General features: G+C 31.8%; 20 protein-coding genes and 1 pseudogene. 14 read left to right on the forward strand and 7 right to left on the reverse strand.

All coding sequences use genetic code 11. The features are described 5' to 3' along the window. Positions 1–94: 94 nt before the first annotated feature. The 3 genes from gcvH (at position 95) to V5787_RS00515 (ending at position 1,698) form a co-directional block, all read left to right on the forward strand. Positions 95–475, forward strand: a complete 381-nt coding sequence (gcvH, locus tag V5787_RS00505) for a glycine cleavage system protein GcvH (protein WP_336891334.1) — start codon at positions 95–97, stop codon at positions 473–475. Continuing rightward, positions 441–842, forward strand: a complete 402-nt coding sequence (locus V5787_RS00510) for a VanZ family protein (RefSeq protein WP_336891335.1) — start codon at positions 441–443, stop codon at positions 840–842. Before gcvH ends, V5787_RS00510 begins: the two co-directional genes overlap by 35 nt. Before the next feature lie 127 nt (positions 843–969). After that, positions 970–1,698, forward strand: coding sequence for an energy transducer TonB (locus tag V5787_RS00515; RefSeq protein WP_336891336.1), 729 nt, complete (start codon positions 970–972; stop codon positions 1,696–1,698). Between the two features lie 654 nt (positions 1,699–2,352). On the opposite strand, the gene V5787_RS00520 is transcribed toward V5787_RS00515, so the two are convergent. Then, on the reverse strand, positions 2,353–2,688 hold the full coding sequence (locus tag V5787_RS00520; protein ID WP_336891337.1) for a hypothetical protein: 336 nt from the start codon (positions 2,686–2,688) through the stop codon (positions 2,353–2,355). A gap of 544 nt (positions 2,689–3,232) precedes the next feature. Further along, the gene (locus V5787_RS00525; protein ID WP_336891338.1) at positions 3,233–4,504 is read right to left on the reverse strand and encodes a cellulase family glycosylhydrolase; all 1,272 of its coding nucleotides are present in this window, start codon (positions 4,502–4,504) and stop codon (positions 3,233–3,235) included. Positions 4,505–4,830: 326 nt separating this feature from the next. Here V5787_RS00525 and V5787_RS00530 point away from each other — a divergent pair, with 326 nt between their 5' ends. Further along, entirely contained in the window at positions 4,831–5,412 is a 582-nt protein-coding gene (locus V5787_RS00530) for an acyltransferase (RefSeq protein WP_336891339.1), read from the forward strand. 13 nt (positions 5,413–5,425) lie between these two features. Next, entirely contained in the window at positions 5,426–7,495 is a 2,070-nt protein-coding gene (locus tag V5787_RS00535; RefSeq protein WP_336891340.1) for a gliding motility protein RemB, read from the forward strand. On the opposite strand, the gene V5787_RS00540 is transcribed toward V5787_RS00535, so the two are convergent. The 3 genes from V5787_RS00540 to V5787_RS00550 form a co-directional block, all read right to left on the reverse strand. Beyond that, on the reverse strand, positions 7,492–9,450 hold the full coding sequence (locus tag V5787_RS00540) for a cytochrome c biogenesis protein CcdA (RefSeq protein ID WP_336891341.1): 1,959 nt from the start codon (positions 9,448–9,450) through the stop codon (positions 7,492–7,494). The two genes, V5787_RS00535 and V5787_RS00540, sit on opposite strands and share 4 nt — an antisense overlap. 33 nt (positions 9,451–9,483) lie before the next feature. After that, positions 9,484–10,794 carry a tRNA lysidine(34) synthetase TilS gene (tilS, locus tag V5787_RS00545; RefSeq protein ID WP_336891342.1) on the reverse strand — a complete coding sequence of 437 codons (1,311 nt, stop codon included), beginning with the start codon at positions 10,792–10,794 and terminating at the stop codon, positions 9,484–9,486. Positions 10,795–10,880: 86 nt separating this feature from the next. Beyond that, on the reverse strand, positions 10,881–12,173 hold the full coding sequence (locus V5787_RS00550; RefSeq protein ID WP_336891343.1) for an anthranilate synthase component I family protein: 1,293 nt from the start codon (positions 12,171–12,173) through the stop codon (positions 10,881–10,883). 173 nt (positions 12,174–12,346) lie between these two features. Here V5787_RS00550 and V5787_RS00555 point away from each other — a divergent pair, with 173 nt between their 5' ends. Together V5787_RS00555 and V5787_RS00560 are read left to right on the forward strand one after the other, a co-directional pair. Continuing rightward, complete coding sequence (locus tag V5787_RS00555; RefSeq protein WP_336891344.1) at positions 12,347–13,084, forward strand: NRDE family protein; 738 nt, start codon at positions 12,347–12,349, stop codon at positions 13,082–13,084. Further along, on the forward strand, positions 13,077–14,081 hold the full coding sequence (locus V5787_RS00560) for a DUF6695 family protein (RefSeq protein ID WP_336891345.1): 1,005 nt from the start codon (positions 13,077–13,079) through the stop codon (positions 14,079–14,081). The genes V5787_RS00555 and V5787_RS00560 overlap by 8 nt, the downstream gene beginning before the upstream one ends. On the opposite strand, the gene apaG is transcribed toward V5787_RS00560, so the two are convergent. Next, positions 14,082–14,468 (reverse strand): Co2+/Mg2+ efflux protein ApaG, encoded by a 387-nt coding sequence (gene apaG / locus V5787_RS00565; protein ID WP_336891346.1) that lies wholly within the window; start codon positions 14,466–14,468, stop codon positions 14,082–14,084. It lies immediately after the preceding gene. 91 nt (positions 14,469–14,559) lie between these two features. Then, entirely contained in the window at positions 14,560–15,795 is a 1,236-nt protein-coding gene (locus tag V5787_RS00570; RefSeq protein WP_336891347.1) for a DUF5103 domain-containing protein, read from the reverse strand. Positions 15,796–16,070: 275 nt separating this feature from the next. Here V5787_RS00570 and V5787_RS00575 point away from each other — a divergent pair, with 275 nt between their 5' ends. The 7 genes and pseudogenes from V5787_RS00575 to V5787_RS00605 all read left to right on the forward strand — a co-directional run. Beyond that, a complete protein-coding gene (locus V5787_RS00575) occupies positions 16,071–17,423 on the forward strand; it encodes a Na(+)-translocating NADH-quinone reductase subunit A (RefSeq protein ID WP_336891348.1) in 1,353 nt (450 codons plus the stop codon). Next, positions 17,423–18,592: an NADH:ubiquinone reductase (Na(+)-transporting) subunit B gene (locus V5787_RS00580; protein ID WP_336891349.1), complete on the forward strand. Its 1,170-nt coding sequence runs from the start codon at positions 17,423–17,425 to the stop codon at positions 18,590–18,592. Before V5787_RS00575 ends, V5787_RS00580 begins: the two co-directional genes overlap by 1 nt. A 2-nt stretch (positions 18,593–18,594) precedes the next feature. Next, positions 18,595–19,311, forward strand: a complete 717-nt coding sequence (nqrC, locus tag V5787_RS00585) for an NADH:ubiquinone reductase (Na(+)-transporting) subunit C (RefSeq protein ID WP_336891350.1) — start codon at positions 18,595–18,597, stop codon at positions 19,309–19,311. A gap of 2 nt (positions 19,312–19,313) precedes the next feature. Further along, positions 19,314–19,985 carry an NADH:ubiquinone reductase (Na(+)-transporting) subunit D gene (locus tag V5787_RS00590; protein WP_336891351.1) on the forward strand — a complete coding sequence of 224 codons (672 nt, stop codon included), beginning with the start codon at positions 19,314–19,316 and terminating at the stop codon, positions 19,983–19,985. Positions 19,986–19,998: 13 nt separating this feature from the next. After that, on the forward strand, positions 19,999–20,613 hold the full coding sequence (gene nqrE, locus V5787_RS00595; protein WP_336891352.1) for an NADH:ubiquinone reductase (Na(+)-transporting) subunit E: 615 nt from the start codon (positions 19,999–20,001) through the stop codon (positions 20,611–20,613). An 18-nt stretch (positions 20,614–20,631) separates the two neighbouring features. Continuing rightward, on the forward strand, positions 20,632–21,918 hold the full coding sequence (gene nqrF / locus V5787_RS00600) for an NADH:ubiquinone reductase (Na(+)-transporting) subunit F (RefSeq protein ID WP_336891353.1): 1,287 nt from the start codon (positions 20,632–20,634) through the stop codon (positions 21,916–21,918). 150 nt (positions 21,919–22,068) lie between these two features. Then, positions 22,069–22,209, forward strand: a pseudogene (locus V5787_RS00605) (UDP-2,3-diacylglucosamine diphosphatase); the annotation flags it as partial. Positions 22,210–22,401: the final 192 nt, after the last annotated feature.

The following is a 22,401-nucleotide window of genomic DNA, read 5'->3' on the forward strand; positions in this document are numbered from 1 at the left end:
TTGTAAAACAGTAGTTTATTTTTTAGAGATGAACAGAATATTTTATACTTTTGTTATCCCATTAAATAGGGACAATAACTAAAAAAATATAAAAATGAATTTACCTAAAAATTTAAAATACACGAAAGATCACGAATGGATTAAAATCGAAGGAGATATTTTAACCATAGGAATTACAGATTTTGCACAAAATGAATTGGGTGATATCGTTTATATTGATGTAGATACTTTAGATGATACGGTAGAAATAAATGAAGTTTTCGGTTCTGTAGAGGCGGTTAAAACAGTTTCGGACTTGTTTATGCCTGTATCAGGAGAAGTAATTGAATTCAATGAAGGGTTAGAAGATGCACCTGAACTTGTGAATTCTGACCCATATGGTAAAGGATGGATGATTAAGGTGAAAATAAGCGATCTATCACAGATTGAAAAATTATTAGATGCTGAAGCGTATAAGTCACTTGTACAAGCATAATTCAATAGGTATTGCAATCATAATAACGATACTTATTGTCTATTTAAGTCTATCGAATATTAATAGTATAAAGACCGTAAATTTCAATCATATTGATAAATATCAACACTCATTAGCTTATTTTAGTTTGATGATAAGTTGGTTGTTGGTTTCTCAGAAGTTAAATAAAAAAATCTTCCGTTATTGGATGGTTTTGAGTGTTTTTTTATTAGGTGTATTGATGGAAATCTTACAACAATTGTTAACAACAGATAGGCAAGCAGATTTATTTGATGTTTTTGCAAATACTTCTGGTATTATTGTTGCATATATAGTATTTGAAAAAGTAATATTTAAAGGATTTAAAGAGTTTTTGACTAAAGCTTAGAGTGTTAAAACCCTATATATGGGTGTTTTGAGTGATGAACGAAAAATTACTTGTTAATTTATCGTTTTAGGTTTGGATAAGTGGTGCTTTAATTCTTAAATTAGCGATTCATTAATTATTTCAACAAATGGAATTAAAGAAAAACCCTAAAGCCGATCTCCAAAATTATACAAACCTGTTTGTTCAACTTGGTTTGGTATTGGCTCTATTTATTGTATATGTTTCAATAGAACATAAGACTTATGACAGAGCGATTGCTGACTTAGGTATAGCATCATTATCTGGTGAAGAAGACGAGGAAATGGTAATTACATCACGTCCTATACAGGTAAAACCACCTCCGCCACCTCCACCACCAGCAGCTCCAGAAATCATTGAAATAGTTGATGATACAGAAGATATTGAAGAAACAATTATTCAGAGTACTGAAACAGATGAAGAAGAAGCTGTAGAGGTTGAGGAAATTATTGAAGTAGATGAAGGTGAAGAGATTATTGAAGATGTACCCTTTGCTATTATTGAAGATGTTCCGGTATTTCCTGGTTGTGAAAAAGGAACGAAAGCAGAAAAAAAAGCTTGTTTTTCAAAAAAAATAAGCAGACATATCAATAGAAAATTTAATTCTGGTTTGGCGGCAGATTTAGGTTTGTCAGCAGGTAGGAAAAGGATTATTGTAATGTTTAAAATTGACAAAAATGGTGATGTTGTAGACATTCAAGCAAGAGCTCCTCACCCTAGACTTGTGAAAGAAACAGAAAGAGTTGTAAAAACTTTACCTAAAATGATTCCAGGTAAACAAAGAGGAAGACCCGTTGGCGTTAGTTACTCATTACCAATAGTATTTATAGTAGAATAATTTAGTATATTATATAAAAAAGACCATCTTATAGATGGTCTTTTTTTGTTTTAATTTAAGTTTAAAAGTTATGGTATGTTTCTTGGTGTCAACGAATAAACTTGGGTAGCAATGTATAATACGTCATTTAAGTGTTAAAATGGCGTAAATAATGACATAGCTGAATTTGGATTGTTAAGATTAGAAGAAAAACGGGATAAAAAAATCCTGTAATTTTTGAAAACTGGAACCATAATTGGGAACAATTATCTTCTTGTTGCCAAAAGACAGAAGCCATTATAAAAATAATTCACACAACAAATATTGTAGAAGGGTTCCATAGACAGCAAAGAAAAATTACTAAAACAAAAGCAACGATCTTAAATGATATGGCATTATTGAAACTGGTTTATCTTGCTGCAAAAAAAATAAAACAAAGGGAAATGACCATTATATAATTTTTGTTTGACCATTCAACAAGTATATATTAAATTTGAGAATCGAATAGCTCTAGGTTTACATAATACAGGAAGTGCTTCATGACACCGGATTACACCTATGTACATTTCAAAATTAAAAATTCTCTCAATTTCAAAATATTTATAAAACTAGCGGATAGAGTTAAAATCACAGATCCAAAAATTGAGTTATTTTGATTGTTTTTCACCTCAGTTCTTAGTTATTTGTACGGTTGTTTTTTATAAATTCATTTAATTTTTTGTTGGCTGTTAGTTGAATTTTGTTTTTCATAGAAGTTGTCCATCCAATTAAAAATCCTTGAATACCGAACGCCTGTCTTGACCATTTCCATAAATCAAAAGTGTCAAAATGTTCTATAATTTTATTGTCTTTGAATTTGAAGTTAGCACTGACTAGATTAACAACTTTTCTTTTTTTGTTTCCATAAAGATACTCTGCTACCCAATTGACTTTTCCATTTTCAGGAGTTGCTTGAATATTGTCAAAGTTAATTATGGTGTCTTTTTTTTTTGAAAAAGTAGCATTTCCCACATTTTAACGGCTCTTTCTCCTTTTAGTTTTCCGAATACAGGATCTTGAAATACAATTTCTTTGTGATAACATTCTAGCATTCCTTTAATATTTCCGTTGGAAAAAGATGTGTAAAATTTCTTTATTATCCATTTAGTTACTGTTTTTTAGTCTTGTGTAAAAGTATATATCAAACTCTTTTAGGTATGAATTTGTTTTGGCTTTAATCTTATATGATTAAGTGTGTTGTAATATCATTTTAATATTCAAATATCGCATTAAATTCGTTTTTTCTCATTCATATTTCACACAAAAACAAAACCGTTACGGGGCAATGCTTCTATTTTATTGCTTATTTGAATAAAAAATATTCCAAATTATTATTACGTCATTTAAAAATTAAATTAATATAAGTTCAAGTACTTAAACTGTTAAGCGTATGATTGGCGTAAAAGTATTTATAGTAATTAGACCAATCTATAATTACAAGGTTTAGTTATCTTACTAGGAATGAATGGGTGCGCCTCCTATTTTAAAGATTATTTTTATATATTGTATGCGTTGATTAATTGAAGCCTAATGCATCGCAATAGCCCTTATTTGGATAACAATTTTCAAACTTACTATTCTCTACAAATTGATTTAATAATGCCTTTATTTCTTCTGGTTTAATTCCTTCAAGACTATCTTTTAAAGCCCTTATTTTACTAAATGAACTTCTGTCACTTTCTGCGTATAATGTGAAATTGTTATAAGTATCTGGTTTTGTAAAGTTCATTGGACTACGTGTATTATCCATTTTTTTGTATGGCCAAAATGTCCAATGAATCACATTCTTATCCAAGAGCTCTCTAAATTCTTTAATCCACTCGTCTTCATTTTCGCCACTTTCGCCCATCAATATTGGTACATTATATTTGTCTCTAAAATCCACATACTCTTTTATTTCCTCTTGTACTGGAGGCATCCAGTATTTATGAAATGTATAGACTAACTTGTCATCAAAAGGCTCTGAAAAAACAGAAAAATCTGTCTCCCATACTGCGCCTCCTAAAAATACAATATGATTTTTATCTACCTCTCTTATTGCTTTTGTAATTCTCTTATATAGGGGTTCTAAATTAGATTTGAGATTATCTTTCTCAAAATAATGAGGAATAGGCTCGTTCAATAGGTTGTACCCTAAAACAGTAGTATTATTTGCATATCTTTTTGCAATCTCTTGCCAAATAATACATACTTGTTGTTTCATTCCTTCATCTACCATTAACCATGGGAAACCATCACTATTATCTATGTTATCACCAGATTGTCCACCCGGAGCACCATGCATATCGAGTAATACATACAGATCATATTTTTCACACCATTCAATAGTCTTGTCTAGGTATTTATACCCATGCATGTTTCTTCCCAAATAATCATCATGAGTTAATAATCTATAGTCAAATGGCAATCGTATTGTGTTTATACCGGTTTCTGATAGCCACTTTATATCGGCTTCAGTAATGTAATTATCAAGATAAGAGTCCCAAAAAGCTGTAGTTGCACTGTTCCCTATTAACTCGCGTATGGCTTGATCTATTTTTCGTGGTGAGTTACAATCGTTCAATTTAAACATATATCCTTCAGGCATTAGCCAATTCCCCAAATTCACACCTTTGAGGCGCAATAATTCTCCTTGTGCTGAGTATATATTTTTCCCTTTCACAAAAACATAATTTTTTTCTGTTTCTTGACAAGCAGTCGCCATCAATATTACAATGAGCAATATCCATGTTTTCATTTTCATAATAATCAAATTAATTTGACTCCAAAGTTTAAAGTTAACATCCATTATTTATCATTTTTTTTGTTTAAAAATATTTTTTCATTTAATGGTGATACACCCGTTTTAAAAATTAATCCGACCAATCAGGAATGGGATAATACACCATAACGGCAGTTCGTCTAAAAACTTCCGTTTGTTATTAAAGAATTCAAATTTAAGAAAAAAACAATAAAAATATAAATCTTATAAAAGTTGCTTATATTACTTAAATTTAAGAAAGAATTATGGAGATTGAACTAAAAAATGTAGTTTAGTAACATCAATAATCAAGAACGATTTGTTGCATTATCAACATTAAATCCAAGATTTAATTTAAGATTAGATACTAAAACATGAAAAATAATACGAAATATTTCGTGCATGAAACTTCGGTTGTAGATGAGAATTGCAAAATCGGAAATGGAACTAAAATTTGGCACTTTAGTCATATTATGTCCGATAGTATAATAGGAGAGAGATGTAATATCGGTCAAAATGTTGTGATTTCACCCAAAGTTGTGTTAGGTGAGAACGTAAAGGTTCAGAATAATGTTTCTATTTATACGGGAGTAATATGTGAGGATGATGTATTCTTAGGTCCTTCAATGGTTTTTACAAATGTTATCAATCCTAGAAGTGCTATATTACGCAGAAATCAATATGTAGAAACAAGAGTAAAAAAAGGTGCTAGTATAGGTGCTAATGCGACTATAGTTTGTGGTAATGATATTGGTGAATATGCTTTGATCGGTGCTGGAGCTGTTGTTGTAAAAGAGGTATTGCCATTTGCATTAGTTGTTGGCAATCCATCAAAGCAAATAGGTTGGGTAAGTGAATATGGTCATCGTTTGTGTTTTGATGATGATACTATTGCGGTATGTCCAGAGTCGAAAGGGAAGTATAGTTTAAAGAATAATTTAGTAGTTAAATTATAAAGGTGCTTATCCTATGAAAAAAAAAATATATTGTGTTGTTTTGTTCATTTCTATTTGCGGTATAAACTACGCTCAGATTCAAAAATTTCCAATTTATAAAGGGTGTGAGTCAAAAACATTAAGTGAGCTAGAAGCATGTTTTAATACTACGGTAAAGATTGATTTTTTAGAGGGTTTTAAGGTTCCTGATATTGTGATCAGTGATGATTTTAAAGGAACAGTAAATGTTTTGTTTTTTGTTGCAAAAACAGGTGAATTCCAAGTTGTCCATGTAAATAGTCCTTATCAAGAGCTAGAAGCAGAGATAATCAAATCATTTAAAGGCTTGTCAATTGTGAAGCCTGCGCAGTTTAATGGTCATGCTGTTGAAATGAGTTTTTCAATGCCCCTACAATTTCCAAATCCTAAAAAAAGCAGAAAAGAAGTAAATTTAGAAAAGCAAGAAGATAGGGTGACATTTTTAAAGCCTGTAGAAAAAAAGGAATTGACAGCTGATAAAAAAACGATAATATTGGAACATCAAAGTAATTTGAATATTCCTTTAAATTATAGTCGCTATATTCAAATAGAAAGAGATTATATACAAGGAGATAATGTACATACTTCTGTAAAACCATATACGTACAACAGAGTATTGGATTATGTGGATTTAGATGCGCAAAAAATCAAATTCTTGAAGAAAAAATCATCATGGCTAGGAAGAAAATTTTGGAACGAGAATCTGTTTAAGGTCGAAGGAGAAAATTATTGGTTTACGGCAGATTTACTTTTAGATGTCCAATTAGGAAAAGATAATTCTGATGTTGATTATACTTTTTTGAATTCCAGAATATTGCAAATCCAAGGAGAATTAGGTTCCAAGTTCTCTTATTCAACAACCATATATGAAACACAAAGTCGGTTTGCTCAATACGTCAATGATGGTATTGACGAATGGGAGAAAAAAACTTTCTCATCAGATGGTTTGGTTTTCGGACGAGGGAAAGCAAAAGGTTTTAAGGAAAATTCTTATGATTTTCCTGTTTCAGAAGGATATTTTGCATATAAACCAAACGAATTTTTTGTTTTTCAATTAGGTCAGGGTAAAAATTTTATTGGTGATGGATATCGATCTATGATGGTTTCTGATGTTGCTTCACCGTATCCATATTTTAAAATTACTACTAACTTTTGGAAGATTCAATACACAAACTTATTGATGTGGATGACTGATATTCGAAATGAAGTTCGAGTTGGTGATGCTCATGCTAGAAAATATGTCGCTTCACATCATTTGAGCATCAATATAAATAAAAGATTAAATATAGGATTATTTGAATCGACAATTATAGACAATACAAGATCTGGTGCAATGGAAATGGATTTTTTAAATCCCATTATATTTTATAAATCTTTGGAGTTTAATAGAGGTGAAGATGCTGGAAGTTCGGTGTTAGGAATCAATGCTATGTATAAGTTTTCAAAAAGTATTTCTATGTATTCTCAGTTAGTCTTAGATGAGTTTACCTTAGAAGAAATAAAAGCCCAAAACGGTTATTGGGGGAATAAATACGCCTTCCAAATAGGAGCTAAGTATTTTGATGCTTTTAAAGTAAAAAACTTGTATTTACAATTAGAATATAATATGATCAGACCTTATACGTTTTCACATGGCTCTCCAATTTATAACTATGGTCATTTTGGAGAGGAAATTGCCCATCCTTGGGGTGCCAACTTTAGAGAAATGGTTTTGATAAATAGATATACTAAAGATAGATGGGCTGCTAACTTAAAAATAATTTACGGACTAAAAGGGTTTGATTCTGATGGTTTAAATTATGGAGGTGATATTTATGAGCCTTATGATACAAGAGTTCAGGATTACGATAATAAAATAGGTCAAGGTGCAAAGGCGACCATCTTAAATACAGATTTACAAGTGTCCTATCTAATAAATCCACTGACAGATTTAAAAGTGTTTACCGGAATTGTTTATAGACAATTTTCGCCCGAAACAGTAACCACTGATTTTGAAGAAGATCAAACCACTTGGTTTACTTTTGGTATTAAAGTAGATTTGTTTAATTGGTATTTAGATCATTAATGATTTCTTGATAAGCCGTCCTTAAGCCAAGTTAGATAAGTTTTGGTATCTGTATAGCTTTCAGGATGATTTAATAATTCCATTTCGGTGGATAATTGAATATAAAAAGGTTGTGAAGCTGTGTTGAAATTAATAGTTTGTAAAGTAGCCCATTTAGAACCTATTGTTTTTATACTTTTTATTTTTCCGTTTGGTTTTTGGAAGTCAAATTGTTGTTCTTCAGGGAGTTGTTTGCGGTCGTCAACATATAAAGAGATCAATACAAATTTCTCAAGTTCAGCATAAACCTGTGGATCACTCCATACATTTTCTTCCATTTTTCGACAGTTTACACAGGCCCATCCAGTAAAGTCTAATAAAATAGGTTTGTTTTGTTCTTTTGCATATGCTAATCCTTCCTCAAAATCTTTAAAACAATTTAGGTCTAAAGGACAATCTGTTTTTGTCTTATAGATGCTGTAAAATTTAGGAGGTGCAAAACCGCTTAATAATGACAAGGAAGTATTGAAGAATAAACCAGAGATTAGGTATATAGTAAAAACAGCAGAGGTGATTCCTGTTAGTTTTCTACCTAAACTAAGCCTTTTCAAGGCTGTATCATGAGGGAATTTTATCTTTCCAAATGCATATAATGCTAAGCCTGTAAAAATAATAATCCAAGCTCCAATAAAAACCTCTCTTTTTAGCAATCCCCAATGCTGAACCATGTCGGCGTTGGATAAGAATTTTAGAGCCAAAGCAATTTCTAAAAAGCCAAGAATCACTTTAACAGTATTTAGCCAACCACCTGATTTTGGTAATGTGTTTAACCAATTAGGAAACAAGGCAAATAATGTAAAAGGCAGTGCTAAAGCAGTACCAAACCCAACCATACCAAAAGTAAGCTGCATAGCTCCTCCGTCTGAAGATAAGGCTCCAACTAATAATGAACCCAATATAGGTCCAGTACATGAAAAGGATACTATAGCTAAGGTAAGTGCCATAAAAAAGGTGCCGATGATTCCCCCTAAATCCGAAGCGGAGTCCATTTTATCTGACCAAGAGTGGGGTAATGTAATTTCAAAATAGCCAAAAAAGGAAAAGGCAAAGATGATGAATATTATAAAAAAGACAACATTAAGCCATACATTGGTTGATATGTTATTTAATATTTCCGGATCTAATGAATCTAAAAAATGAAAAGGTAAACTCAGTAATAAATAGATAAAACTTATAAAGAATCCATAAAGTAAAGCATTACTAATTCCTTTTTTCTTAGTTGCTGATTGTTTGGTGAAAAATGATACCGTAAGAGGTATCATTGGAAAAACACAAGGAGTTAGAAGCGCAATAAGTCCACCAAAAAAACCGAGTAAAAATATAGTAGTAAGTCCTTTTTTGTTTGATTTGTTGTCGCTAGTAGATTCAAGAAATTCAGATTTATTAGTAATGTTTAAATCTAATCCCTGCGACAGTTTGATACTTTGGTCGCTGATGTTTTTTGTTGTGGCAGCAATAACTTTATCGGTTAGATTAAAAGTAAGAATTTCTCCAGGTTCAAATGTACAAGCCTGATCGTCACAAGTTTGGTAAGCTGCTGAAACTTGAATACTTTGTGTTTCTGGAGTAAGCAGTTTTATTTTTTGTTTAAAGATAGCTTGTTTTTCAAAATAGGAAGTCTCCATTTCAAAAATTTCTTCATAAGAACTATGGGTAATACTTTCTTCAGTTTTATCTATTAATTGATAGTCAATGTTTTCTTTTTCGAAGGTAAATACAGTTGCTAAAGGACCTCCCTCAGGTACATGTTGAGAATAGAGATGCCAGCCCTCTTTTAAGCTAGCTTTGAAAATAAGTGTGTATTCGGTTTCTGACTGTGTAGTAATTGAAGTTTCCCAAGAAATTGTGCTCTCTTGTCCGAATGATAATGTGGTAAAACCAATTATATAAAGTAATAAAAATAAATGTTTTTTCATTTTTTGTATTTGATCAATATTATATACGACGTTTTATATGACTAATGTAATTTCTAAAATAGAGATGGTTTTTGATGTAATCTTATATCGATTATCCATTCGGTTTCCAATTATCCAAACAATATGATCACCATCACACAACAACCATGTTGCTTCTTTTTCAAGAAGTGACATTTTAGAGTCTTTAAAGAAATTACTCAACTTCTTTTTCCCATTCATTCCAATAGGGTAAAAATAGTCCCCTTTTTTCCATTTCCTTACATGAAGTGTGTGGTTTAACTTTTCTTTATCAATATAAGCCTTGTTGTTTGAAAATTTCTCAGGTTCTTCTACGTTTTTAAATTTTAAAGGAATAGGTTTTGATATAGATTTTGCTTTTTCGGGTATTTCATAGATGGTATCAGTCACTTTTTCAATGGAGCTAATGATAAGTTCGTCTCGGTTTTTAAGAAGACGATGTGATTTAGAAATTAATTGTTTGCCGGTTTGTGCCTTCAATATACTGTTTATATCCTTCCAGTTTATAAAACCAAAAGGTTTTAAAATTTCGTAAATATTTGCTTTTATATCCTTTAAATTGAGAATTTCTGGAATAGAAATACTAAGAGTCCCGTCTTTATTTTTACTTATTAATTTTTTATTGAGCTCGTCAATTCTTTCTTGAACTAAAGTTTTTGAGTCTTGTAAATTGTTTAAAGTGTTATCAAAGGATTTAAAAAAATTAGGATTCAATTCTTTTAAAAGGGGAACAATTTGATGTCTGATTTTATTTCTGAAATATTTGATAGAACTGTTGCTTACGTCTTCTCTCCAAAGGATTTTATTTTTTTCGGCATAATCTTGGATTTCCTTTCTAGTAAAGGGAAGTAACGGTCTAATAACATGTCCGTTAACTTCTGGAATTCCTGTTAATCCGTCTAAACCAGTTCCTCTAGTGAAATTGATTAAGAATGTTTCAAGAACATCATCCTTATGGTGTGCGGTTAAAGTGTAGTTGAGTTTGTGCTTTTTAACGATTTTTTCGAACCATGAATAGCGCAACTCACGGGCAGCCATTTGAATTGAAAGTTTGTTTTCATTTGCATACTCGTTAGTTTTGAATTTTATGGAGTAAACATTGCAGTTTAGAAAACTTCCAAGGTTTTTTACAAATGATTCGTCTTTGTCACTTTCTTTAGCTCTAAGTGTAAAGTTGCAATGAGCTAGCGAAAAATTAAAGTTGGATTTTTGGAAAAGATGTGCTAAAACGGTGCTGTCTAATCCACCAGAACAGGCAATAAGTAATTTGCTTTTATATAGACAGGGGAAATTCTTATCTAGGTGTTTTTGAAATCTCTTTAGCACGAGTAATAAAATTTATTTTTCATACAGAAAACTCTTTGTGTCAAAGATAAGGTATTATGATAAATTATAGTGTTTAACATTTGCTACTATATCAAAACCTCTCTCATGGCTTTCGCTTTTAATAAACACTCTTCGAGTTCTTTTTCTGGAATTGCTAAAGAAGTTATAGCGCCTCCAACTGAAAAGGATACATATTTTTTTTTTTGATTATAAAGTATACTTCTAATAATTACATTAAAATCAAAATCTCCTAAAGGTGAAAAATAACCTACAGAACCAGAGTACAAACCTCTTTTAGTTTCTTCCTCTTTTTCAATGACCTTCATGGCGGCAATTTTGGGTGCACCAGTCATACTTCCCATTGGAAATGTGTTTTTTATAATATCTACAGGGTGAATTTCTTTTGGAATTAGTGTAGTAATAGTAGAAATCATTTGGTGTACTTGCAAAAAGCTATAAATACCGCAAAGTTCTTCAACTTCTGTACTGCCTTTAACGGAAATTTTTGACAAATCATTTCTTACAAGATCTACTATCATTATGTTTTCTGCTCTTTCCTTAGGATTCTTTTTAAGGTTGTCTTTTAATTTGTTGTCTTCTGTTTTAGAATTAGAGCGTTTGGCAGTTCCTTTTATAGGCTGTGAAATCACCTTTTGTCCTGTTTTTTTTAAGTAGCGTTCTGGGGAAGCAGATAATAAATAAAGTTCGTTGATTTTTAAAAAAGTAGCAAAAGGAGCTTTTGAAATCTCATTGAGGTTTTTATAAACCTTTAGAGGGTTGATATTTGTGTTCTCAGAATAAAATTCTTGACAAAATGTAACCTCATATAGATCACCGTGGTGGATATTATTTAAAATAGTAGATACTTTTTGTAGATATGTATCTTTGTGAATTCGTAATTTAATATTAGAATTTGATGTGTTTTCTTCGAGTGTGTTTAATGTGAAATTAGAGATTAACTCAAAGTCTGTTGCTATTTCATCTCGAAAGGTATGTAGATATTTAAAAGTTACGGTATGATCTGATATAAAAAGAAGTTTTTTAGGTTGAAAGAAATACAAATCAGGGAATCCTAGGTTATCTTCGTTTTCAGATACTAATTCTTCAACATCATTCTTTAAATCGTAGCCTAAATAACCAAAAATATAATCATTAACTTCAGATTGGTACCTTTTTAATTTGTCAAAAGCATTGTGGAAATCCGATTTTAAATGAGAGTTTTCACCGAAGGCAAGAACAGCCTCGAATTGTGAGTGTTTTTCTTGATGATGGTTTGAATCTAGCCAAACAACAGATTCAAATTGTTGAGACCAGGCAAGAACTTGTGATTTAAAGAGTCGAAAATCTTTAAGAGTGTAACGAGCTTCTACTCTTTTCATTTAATGTATAAAAAATTAATAAAAAGCAAAGTTAGGATTAAATAGGAAATGAAATAGGAAATAGATTATTATTTTATTGGAGATGTTAAGTATTTTGTTATTTTTGATCTAAGTGAAATTTTACTTTGTTTTTGTGACAAAGACATTTCAATAATTTATTTTAAATCACGTTTATGTGTACAGTTACCTATTTGCCAAATAATAATGGCGATTTTATTTTTACTTCTAGCAGGGATGAACAATCAGAAAGAAAAGCTTTAGAACCTGAGTTTTATGAAAAAAATGGTGTTCGTTTTTTGTATCCAAAAGACAAGAAATTTGGAGGAACATGGATTGCTATTTCTGAAGATGAAAGATTGGTATGTCTGTTAAATGGAGCGTACGAAGCTCACGAATCGAAAGGACCTTATGCTTATAGTAGAGGGTTGGTCGTTCAGGAAGTATTAGAAGCTGAAAATGCCAAATGGGCGATTGAAGATCTTGTATTAGAAGGAGTGGAACCTTTTACTTTGATTACGATTGATTGGTCTTTTATGCCAATTTGTATTGAGTTGATTTGGGACGGTGTAAAAAAAGATATCCGTATATTATCTAATAGTTCTAAAATATGGTCTTCTTCAACATTATATGACAAACCTACAAAAGCAGTTCGAAAGACTTGGTTCCAAGATTTTGAAAAAGAATTCCCAGCTGCAACACAGCAGGATGTTTTAAGTTTTCATAAAAACGAGAATTTAGTGTCTAAAGAAATTTCCATAAAAATGAAAAGATCAGATATAGAAACCACTAGTATTACGTCAATAAAAAAGGAAGGAAATAACTTATCTATGTATTATCTTGACTTGTTAACGGGTAAAGCACAAACGATTGATTTGTTTTCATGTAGATTTCAAGTGGCTCTAAATGGATAGGAATACTGGTTTTATCGTAATTATAGCTTATCCTGAGGTAATTGTTCAGACGGCTAATGGAGAGTTGATAAGTAAAATATGGCCCTTATTTGGTGTTGGAGGACGACAAAAAGTGAGGGCAGGTCATGCCGCTATGTTATTGGTGTCTAAATGTTCAAATAAGATTAGTTATTTTGATTTTGGTCGCTATATTACCTCTGATAAAAATGGGAGGGTTCGTTCTGAGCAAACCGACAACGAAACACATATCCCTATAGCAGCAAGTCATAACGGAAAAGAAATATTGAATTTAGAAGAGATTCTGTTGTACTTAGATAAAAACCCTGATAAGACTCATGGAGAAGGAAGGCTAGTTGCCGGAGTTAATTCAGAAATAGATTATGACAAAGCGTTAGACTTTATCAGAAGGCTTCAGGATAAAGGTGAAGTGCTTTATGGTGCTTTTATAAAGGAAGGTAGTAATTGTGCTCGTTTTGTAACTGATACATTAATAGCGTCAACAACAAATAATAAAATTCTTAGAAAATTGAAATTGAGTTGCATATTAACACCGAGTCCTATAAGTAATGTGTTAAGAGGTAGTTCAAAATATCAATGTAAATTTGAGGTGGAAAATCAAGAAGTTCGTGCTTATTTAAATAAATTTTCGCTAAGAGAACATAAAAAATATTTATTTTCAAAAGTGCCGCAAGAAGTATGTATACGTGGTTCAATAGAGCCAAATACTGAAAAGTATGTTTCTCCAAATGGACAATGGCTAGGAGGGATTGGAAGTGGGGCGTGGTTTGAATTGAGGGAGAAACTAGGAACAGAGAACTTGTATTATATTAAGAGGAGAAACTATAATGGAGAAATAGATTTAGCAGCTGATTTTATTTCAATTGATAAAGGTTTTTCCGCTCAAGATCCGTTTGAATTTCAGTACGGTTCAAATTGTAAAATCTGCCTATTAAAACAAAACAATAAAGTGTATCGGTTTTATCGAAAAGACGAATAACTAGTTTAAATTCCCAATCATCATTAGTTGGAAATTAGGAATCATAACTTTAAATGTAGTTTTTGAAGTGAAATTGACCATATTGAAGTGTCCTTTCATTGCGCCAATTGAGGAATGTAATAAACAGTTAGACCTGTAAGTGTATTTTTCATTGGGATCTAGGACAGGAATTTGACCAATAACACCATCTCCAATAACAATTTCTTTGTTTGCCATGGAGTCAAATATTTCCCATTTTCTCGATAACAACTGAACGGTGTCGTTTCCTTGGTTTTCAATTGTGATAAAGTAGCTAAACAAGTACATTTCATTCTCGTTTTGAGAATGCATACCTTCATAGTTGGTAAGCACGGATATTTTAATTCCTTTTGTTATTTGTTCTATCACAAGAAATAGTTTTATATTTTTAAATATAAGTAAAAATTAAAGAATAAAGGAATTGATTTTAACGTTTATCAAGTTATGAAACGATAAAGGATTAATTTTTGCTGTTAATTATACTGTATCCTACGATTTTTTGTATTCTCTCTCCGAAAGGTTGGTAGTAAACTAAGATGGTGTAATTGTTTTCTGTTTCTTGATAAGAGCCGTCAACTGTTATAGTATCAAGTTCTTTATCCTTATCTTTTATTACGTGAATATAATTATAGAAGCCTTGTTTAAATAACATTTCGGTTTCGAGGTAATTTGTTTTTTTGTTTAACTTTAATCTGTTTTGCTCGGTAAAGGCATAATTATTAAAGGCTCCATAGATATAAATGGATTCATTTTTCTCGAGGTTTTTAGTAGCTTTAAGGTGAAAACGAACATTAGTATATTCACTTTCTACTGTTGATTCAGTGCCATTTAAGGTTCGGATTACAAAGCCTCCATTGATGTCTGGATAATAAGTATAGGGTAAATAATTTCTTGGCTGGTTTGGGTAAAGATATGTTTGGTAGTAATGATCTTCAATAACACTTTTTACTATGTTTACGTTGGTTGCATTGAAGTTTTTTGTGTCAAAATTTAAAAACTCATTACTTCCGAAATAACTAGTTTCGGCATTGTAATTGTATACAATTTCGTTCTTTTTATAATATTGTGGTTTTATATCTAGTTTTGTTAAATTCCAGTCATTATTTTGTAAAATAACAACCTTAAGATCTTTAGAAGGGTTGTTGATGTTGACATTGGGATGGATAATAGAAAAGTTGACAACCTGTTTTTTATCTATGTTTTTTAAACTCCTATCTCTTACGACTTTTCCGATGATGGAAATTTGAGATTCATACAAAACAAATCGTCTTTGAATACATATCTCGTCGTCGTCATTTAAAATCGTCAGTAGAAAATTACCACTTATTTTAATACGAGTATTCCTATTAGGTATTTCAAATTTATGGTGTGTGTAATTTTGATACGTCCCAAAAGAGTTTTCCATATCAAGAATTTCAAATGATTGAAATCCGTTGATGTATTCGGTACTTTGTAAATTCGAAATTTCCCAATTATAATTGCAATGTTGGATAATATATTTGTAGCTTTTTTGATCAGCTTCAAGGTCATCAAAGCCTATTTTAAGCGTTTTTCCAAGTTGAATTATTGGGTTGATGTTTTCTTGGGTATTGAATGTTACTGATTTAATAAATTCAGCAGTGAAATTTTGAGAAAACAAAACACCTGATACACAGGTTATTATGGATGTTAGGAACAGCTTTTTTATAGAATTCAAAATGATAAAGTTTTTTTACTTATACAAAGATAAGAATATAAATTGATCAACTACTAAAATTTTGTCTTCTGTTTTGTTGATGAAAAACTAAGTATATTGGTTTTTTGTTGAGTTAAATTTAATTATTTTTTAATTTTATAAAAGATTCTCGAATCTTTATTTATAATCATTATAAACAATTAGAGGTTCCTAATATAAAGAGGCTTATTTGCTAAAAAAAACATCTAATTATTTAAATTTGCTTGTTTTAAAACAGATTAACTTAAATTCTAAATATGTCAGAAGACATTCGAGTAAAAAAAGGCTTAAACATTAAGCTTAAAGGCAAGGCAGAAGAGACCATTTCTGTAGTTCCTCGTTCTGGGATTTTTGCAATTCAACCAAAAGATTTTCATGGAATCATACCTAAGATGGCTGTAAAAGTCGGAACAGAGGTTTCTGTGGGTGATGTTTTGTTTTATTCAAAATCAAATGACCAGATTAAATTTACGTCTCCTGTTTCGGGAATCGTATCAGAGATTAAAAGAGGAGCCAAAAGAAGGATTTTAGCTGTAATAATTGAAGCTAAATCTGAAGATCAATTTAAAGATTTTGGTAAAGAAGATCCATTAGGGCTTTCTAAAGAACAAGTGCTATCTAAAATATTAGAAAGTGGTTGTTGGAGTTTTGTAAATCAACGTCCTTATGACGTGATTGCAAATCCTGCAGATGATGCTAAAGCAATTTTTGTGTCTTCATTTGATACAGCTCCTTTAGCTCCTAACTATGCTTTTGCATTAAAAGGACAAGAAGCTGCTTTTCAAGCTGGAATTAATGCTCTTACAAAATTAACTAAAGGGAAAGTATATCTTTCAGTTAACGAAGCTGCTTCGTTTTTTAATAAAGTTGAAAATGTTGAGCTTATAAATGTAAAAGGAAAGCATCCTGCGGGTAATGTTGGTGTTCAGATTTCTAAAATTTCTCCTGTGAATCAAGGGGAAAGAGTTTGGACGGTAAATGCGCAAGATGTTACAATACTCGGTAATTTGTTTTTAACAGGAGAATATAAGCCAAATCGAGTTATTGCTTTGGCAGGTTCTGAAGTAAATGCTCCTCAATACTATTCTGTTACAGCAGGTCAAAATTTAGGTAGCCTGTTAGAAGGGAAAATAAATAAAGATAATGTAAGAGTTATTTCTGGAAATGTATTAACAGGTGATAAGGTTACCTCTATAGCTAATTTCTTAGGGTTTTATGACAATATGGTCTCAGTCATTCCAGAAGGAAATATACATAGATTTATGGGATGGTTTCCGTTCTTAGGAAGCGGTAGCATTCATAGCGCATCTAAAACTTCTTTCTCCTACTTATTTCCAAATAAAGAATACACGTTAAATACAAACCTTCAAGGAGAAGAACGTGCTATAGTGGTTACAGGAGAAATGGAAAAAGTAATGCCTATCGATATTTTCCCAATGCAGTTGATCAAAGCTGTATTAGCTAAGGATATCGAAAAAATGGAAAATTTAGGGATTTACGAAGTAGCTCCTGAAGATTTTGCTTTGATTGATTATACGAGTTCTTCTAAAATAGAAGCTCAAACAATCATTAGAGAAGGTTTAGACATAATGATAAACGAAGTAGGATAATGAAATTTATTAGAAATACATTCGATAGATACAAACCTCTTTTTGATAAAGGAGGAAAGTATGAAAAAATTGCTCCGGCTTTTAATGCATTTGATACGTTAATGTTCGTGCCAAATCATACAACAAAGCAAGGTGCACATATTAGAGATGGTGTCGATTTGAAACGCGTCATGATTACAGTAGTGCTAGCTTTAGTACCTGCTTTAATCTTTGGGATGTGGAATATAGGATACCAACACTTTTCACAACTCGGAGAAGCTGGAACTTTTGTAGATTATTTAATTTACGGTTCTGTAAAATTCTTACCAATGGTTGTAGTATCGTACGGTGTTGGTTTGGGAATTGAATTCGCATTTGGTGTTTTTAGAGGACATGATATTAACGAAGGCTATTTAGTGTCCGGAATGCTGATTCCTTTGATTATGCCAATTGATCTACCTTTATGGATGCTTGGTTTGTCAGTGGCATTTGCTGTATTAATCGGTAAAGAAGCATTTGGAGGTACAGGAATGAATATTTTAAATCCTGCTTTGGTAGCTCGTGCTTTTGCTTTCTTCTCATATGCACCTAACATGTCAGGGGATAAGGTTTGGGTAGCGGATGCAGCTACTGTAGATGCAATCTCAGGAGAAACTATTTTAGGGTCTTTAGCTCAAAATAGAGAAGCAGGTTACAGTGTTTTGGAAATGTTCATGGGATATATTCCTGGTTCAGTTGGTGAAACATCTATTTTGATGATTTTAATAGGAGCTGCTCTTTTATTATTTACTGGAATTGCAAGCTGGAAAATAATGGCAGGTTCTCTTATTGGTGGTGCTTTGATGGGGTTGTTGTTTAATTATATAGGTGCTACTCATTTAACCAATAATGCCTTGATGAATTTTCCTTGGTGGCAACACTTATTGGTAGGTGGATTTGCTTTTGGTGTTGTGTTTATGGCAACAGACCCAGTCTCTGCTGCACAAACGGAGAAAGGAAAATGGATTTACGGGTTCTTAATTGGTTTTTTAACTATTATGATTCGTGTATTCAATGGTGCTTACCCAGAAGGAATGATGATGGCAATTTTACTGATGAATGTATTTGCTCCAACTATTGACCATTATATAGTGGAAGGAAATATCAAACGTCGTAAAAAACGTAAAAAAAATAATTTAGAAATAGCTTAGATATGGATAAAAATAGCAACGCATATACGTTTATATTTGCAATCATTATGGTGACTATAATTGCTGGAGTATTGGCATTTACAGCGACTAGCTTAAAGCCATTGCAAGAAAAAAACGTAAAAGCAGAAAAAATGCAAAACATTTTAGGAACGATTGGTATTACTGAAGTTTCAAGAGATGATGCTGAAGTAGAGTATAATAAATATATCAAAAAGGAGATGGCTTTAAAAGTGGATGGTACTGTTGATACAGAAGCCAATGCCTTTACCTTAAATTTAAAAAAAGAAATTAAAAAAAGTGACGAAGAGCAACGTTTTCCTTTGTACATAGCAGAGAAAGATGGTAAAACATTCTATATAGTTCCTTTGTATGGAGCTGGTCTTTGGGATGCTATTTGGGGCTATGTAGCTTTAGGGGCTGATAAAAACACAATTATTGGTATTAATTTCGGACATAAAGCAGAAACACCTGGATTAGGTGCTGAAATTAATACGGATTGGTTTCAAGATCAATTTGCGGGTAAAACTTTATTGAAAGATGCAAATGCTGGCTTTACTATGGATAATTTTGTTTCAGTAAAAGCAGTAAAAGGAGGCGCTAAAAAAGGTGATGCTCATGGAGTAGATGCTATTTCAGGAGGTACAATTACCTGTGATGGGGTTTCGAAGATGGTGCAAGAAAGATTGGCACGTTATTTACCATATTTTAAAAATAATTAATCATGGCAGAGGAAAAAGAACCATTGTTTTCTAAACAAAATAAAGCGTTATTGTCTGATCCGTTAAATGATAACAACCCAATTTCAGTACAGGTACTCGGTATTTGTTCTGCATTGGCAATTACGGTACAATTAAAGCCTGTCTTGGTTATGTCTATAGCAGTATTATTCGTTATTATCGCGAGTAATGTAATTGTATCTTTATTAAGAAACTTAATACCAGGTCGTATACGTATCATCGTTCAATTGTTGATTGTTGCTTCTTTGGTGATTTTAGTAGACCAAATTTTAAAAGCTTACGCATATGATGTAAGTAAAGAACTTTCAGTATTTGTAGGATTGATTATTACCAACTGTATTGTTATGGGACGTTTGGAGGCATTTGCATTGGCAAACGGACCTTGGAAATCTTTTTTAGATGGAGTAGGGAACGGTGCTGGTTATGGTATGATCTTGGTAATAATTGCATTCTTTAGAGAATTGTTAGGGTCTGGGAAATTATTTGGATTTGAAGTATTAGGGCATAAAGCAAAAACCTTGGCAGATTCTACCGGGCTATATGCAATGGGATATGAGAATAATGGTTTTATGTTATTGGCACCAATGGCATTGATTACTGTGGGAATCATTATTTGGATACAAAGATCAAAGAATAGAAAATTAATAGAAAACTAATAAAAGATACAAGATGGAATATATTAACATTTTCGTAAAAAGTATTTTTATTGACAATATGGTATTTGCATATTTCTTAGGAATGTGTTCATACTTAGCGGTGTCTAAAACAGTAAATACAGCAGTAGGGTTAGGAGCTGCAGTAATCTTCGTATTGGTGGTTACAGTTCCAGTAAACTTCTTGTTGGATACATATTTATTAAAGGCAGGAGCTTTACAATGGTTAGGACCAGAATATGCTTCAATTGACTTAAGTTTCTTAAGTTTTATTATGTTTATTGCTGTAATTGCTTCTATGGTACAGTTGGTTGAAATGATAGTTGAACGCTTTGCACCTGCATTATATGGAGCATTGGGTATCTTCTTACCATTGATTGCAGTAAACTGTGCGATTTTAGGGGGTTCATTATTTATGCAACAAAAAGATTTCTCTAATGTTGGAGAATCTTTAGTATATGGTTTAGGTTCAGGAATTGGATGGTTTTTAGCAATTTTAGCAATTGCTGCAATCCGTGAGAAAATAGCCTATTCTAATGTACCTGCTCCATTAAGAGGATTGGGAATTACATTTATCATTACTGGTTTAATGGCGATAGGATTTATGAGTTTCTCAGGAATCAAATTATAAACAACTAAGATTATATAGATGACTATAGTAGTAAGTATTATCGTGTTTTTAGTAGTAATTTTAATTTTGACATCTGTTTTATTGATAGCAAAGGCAAAATTACTTCCTTCTGGAAAAGTAAAAATTACGATCAACGGAAAAAAAACGATTGAAGTAGAAACGGGAGACTCTTTATTGGGAACTCTAGGAAGTGAAAAAATATTTTTACCATCAGCCTGTGGTGGAGGTGGAACTTGTATCCAATGTGAATGTCATGTGCATTCTGGTGGAGGTGAAGCTTTACCGACGGAAACACCTCATTTTACTCGTAAAGAGTTGGCTTCAGGTATCCGTTTGGGATGTCAGGTGAAGGTGAAAAATGATATGGATATTTCTATTCCTGAAGAAATTTTTGGAATTAAGAAATGGAAAGCAACGGTGGTTTCTAATTATAATGTTGCTTCTTTTATTAAAGAGTTTGTTGTAGAGATTCCTGAAGATATGAATTACAAAGCGGGTGGATATATCCAAATTGAAATTCCTAAGACAGAGGTGAAGTTTTCTGATATGGATATTACTGCACATCCTAAAGATCACCCAGGAGAACCAGATAAATTCCTAGAAGAGTGGGGTAAATTTAAGTTATGGCCATTGGTGATGAAAAACAATGATACGGTTGAAAGAGCGTATTCTATGGCTTCATATCCTGCAGAAGGTCGTAATATTATGTTGAATGTTCGTGTGGCTTGTCCTCCTTTTGATAGAGCGAAGGGTGGATGGATGGATGTAAATCCAGGAGTAGCGTCTTCTTATATTTTTAACTGTAAACCTGGTGATGAAGTAACAATTTCTGGACCTTATGGTGAATTCTTTATCAATGAATCCGATGCTGAAATGATTTATGTTGGAGGTGGAGCTGGTATGGCTCCAATGCGATCTCATTTATACGAATTGTTCCATACTATGAAAACTGGACGTAAAGTGTCTTACTGGTATGGTGGACGCTCTAAACGAGAGTTGTTCTATTTGCATTATTTTGAAGCTTTGGAGAAAGAGTTTCCTAACTTTAAAATGCATTTAGTGTTATCAGAACCTATGGAAGAGGATAACTGGAAAGTTAAAAAAGATGTTGATGATGATGGGGATGGATTTGTTGGATTCGTACACCAGGCATTAATTGATAATTATCTAGAAACTCATGACGCACCAGAAGATATAGAATTTTATTTCTGTGGACCACCGATGATGAACCAAGCGGTTGTTAAAATGTGTGATGATTTTGGAGTCCCACCAGAAAATGTTCGTTTTGACGATTTTGGAGGATAAGATTTTAGATTAAATTTAACAGAAGGCTCAATACATTTGTATTGGGCCTTTTGTTTGTTAATAGTTTTTTGTCGTTTATCAAACGCTTACTTAATATATGCGCCTTTATTTTGTAAGATTGAAATTACTAAATTTTTTCAGGATAGATACATGACTAAAAAAAAGAAGCGAAAAATTGATGTATTGGTTCTTTCAGATATTCATTTGGGAACATTGGGTTGTAATGCGAATGAATTATTACAGTATTTAAAAAGTATAAAACCAAAGAAGGTAATTCTGAATGGAGATCTTGAATTCAAGACGGTTATTTTAAGCTTTGATTATTCCATACAAGAGAAACAATATAAGACCGTTGCATAATGCTCTTTTCAGTTTTAGATTTCAATTTTGACTTTTTAAATCTAAAATTTATATTTTTTTTTCTTATTTTCATTGTTTATGTTAGTTATGGATCTATTTTTTGGTTCATTTTCCTTTAGTTTT

The organism is Flavicella sp. (genome assembly GCF_037132785.1).
In the GTDB taxonomy this organism is placed as follows: domain Bacteria; phylum Bacteroidota; class Bacteroidia; order Flavobacteriales; family Flavobacteriaceae; genus Flavicella.

Excerpts from the sequence above, each read along its gene's own strand:
- V5787_RS00575 (WP_336891348.1), top strand. The coding sequence starts at position 16,071 with ATGTCAGAAGACATTCGAGTAAAAAAAGGCTTAAACATTAAGCTTAAA.
- V5787_RS00560 (WP_336891345.1), top strand. The coding sequence starts at position 13,077 with ATGGATAGGAATACTGGTTTTATCGTAATTATAGCTTATCCTGAGGTA.
- V5787_RS00580 (WP_336891349.1), top strand. The coding sequence starts at position 17,423 with ATGAAATTTATTAGAAATACATTCGATAGATACAAACCTCTTTTTGAT.
- V5787_RS00510 (WP_336891335.1), top strand. The coding sequence starts at position 441 with ATGCTGAAGCGTATAAGTCACTTGTACAAGCATAATTCAATAGGTATT.
- V5787_RS00515 (WP_336891336.1), top strand. The coding sequence starts at position 970 with ATGGAATTAAAGAAAAACCCTAAAGCCGATCTCCAAAATTATACAAAC.
- gcvH (WP_336891334.1), top strand. The coding sequence starts at position 95 with ATGAATTTACCTAAAAATTTAAAATACACGAAAGATCACGAATGGATT.
- nqrF (WP_336891353.1), top strand. The coding sequence starts at position 20,632 with ATGACTATAGTAGTAAGTATTATCGTGTTTTTAGTAGTAATTTTAATT.
- V5787_RS00525 (WP_336891338.1), bottom strand. The coding sequence starts at position 4,504 with ATGGATGTTAACTTTAAACTTTGGAGTCAAATTAATTTGATTATTATG.
- nqrE (WP_336891352.1), top strand. The coding sequence starts at position 19,999 with ATGGAATATATTAACATTTTCGTAAAAAGTATTTTTATTGACAATATG.
- nqrC (WP_336891350.1), top strand. The coding sequence starts at position 18,595 with ATGGATAAAAATAGCAACGCATATACGTTTATATTTGCAATCATTATG.
- V5787_RS00535 (WP_336891340.1), top strand. The coding sequence starts at position 5,426 with ATGAAAAAAAAAATATATTGTGTTGTTTTGTTCATTTCTATTTGCGGT.
- V5787_RS00590 (WP_336891351.1), top strand. The coding sequence starts at position 19,314 with ATGGCAGAGGAAAAAGAACCATTGTTTTCTAAACAAAATAAAGCGTTA.
- V5787_RS00555 (WP_336891344.1), top strand. The coding sequence starts at position 12,347 with ATGTGTACAGTTACCTATTTGCCAAATAATAATGGCGATTTTATTTTT.
- V5787_RS00540 (WP_336891341.1), bottom strand. The coding sequence starts at position 9,450 with ATGAAAAAACATTTATTTTTATTACTTTATATAATTGGTTTTACCACA.
- V5787_RS00530 (WP_336891339.1), top strand. The coding sequence starts at position 4,831 with ATGAAAAATAATACGAAATATTTCGTGCATGAAACTTCGGTTGTAGAT.
- V5787_RS00550 (WP_336891343.1), bottom strand. The coding sequence starts at position 12,173 with ATGAAAAGAGTAGAAGCTCGTTACACTCTTAAAGATTTTCGACTCTTT.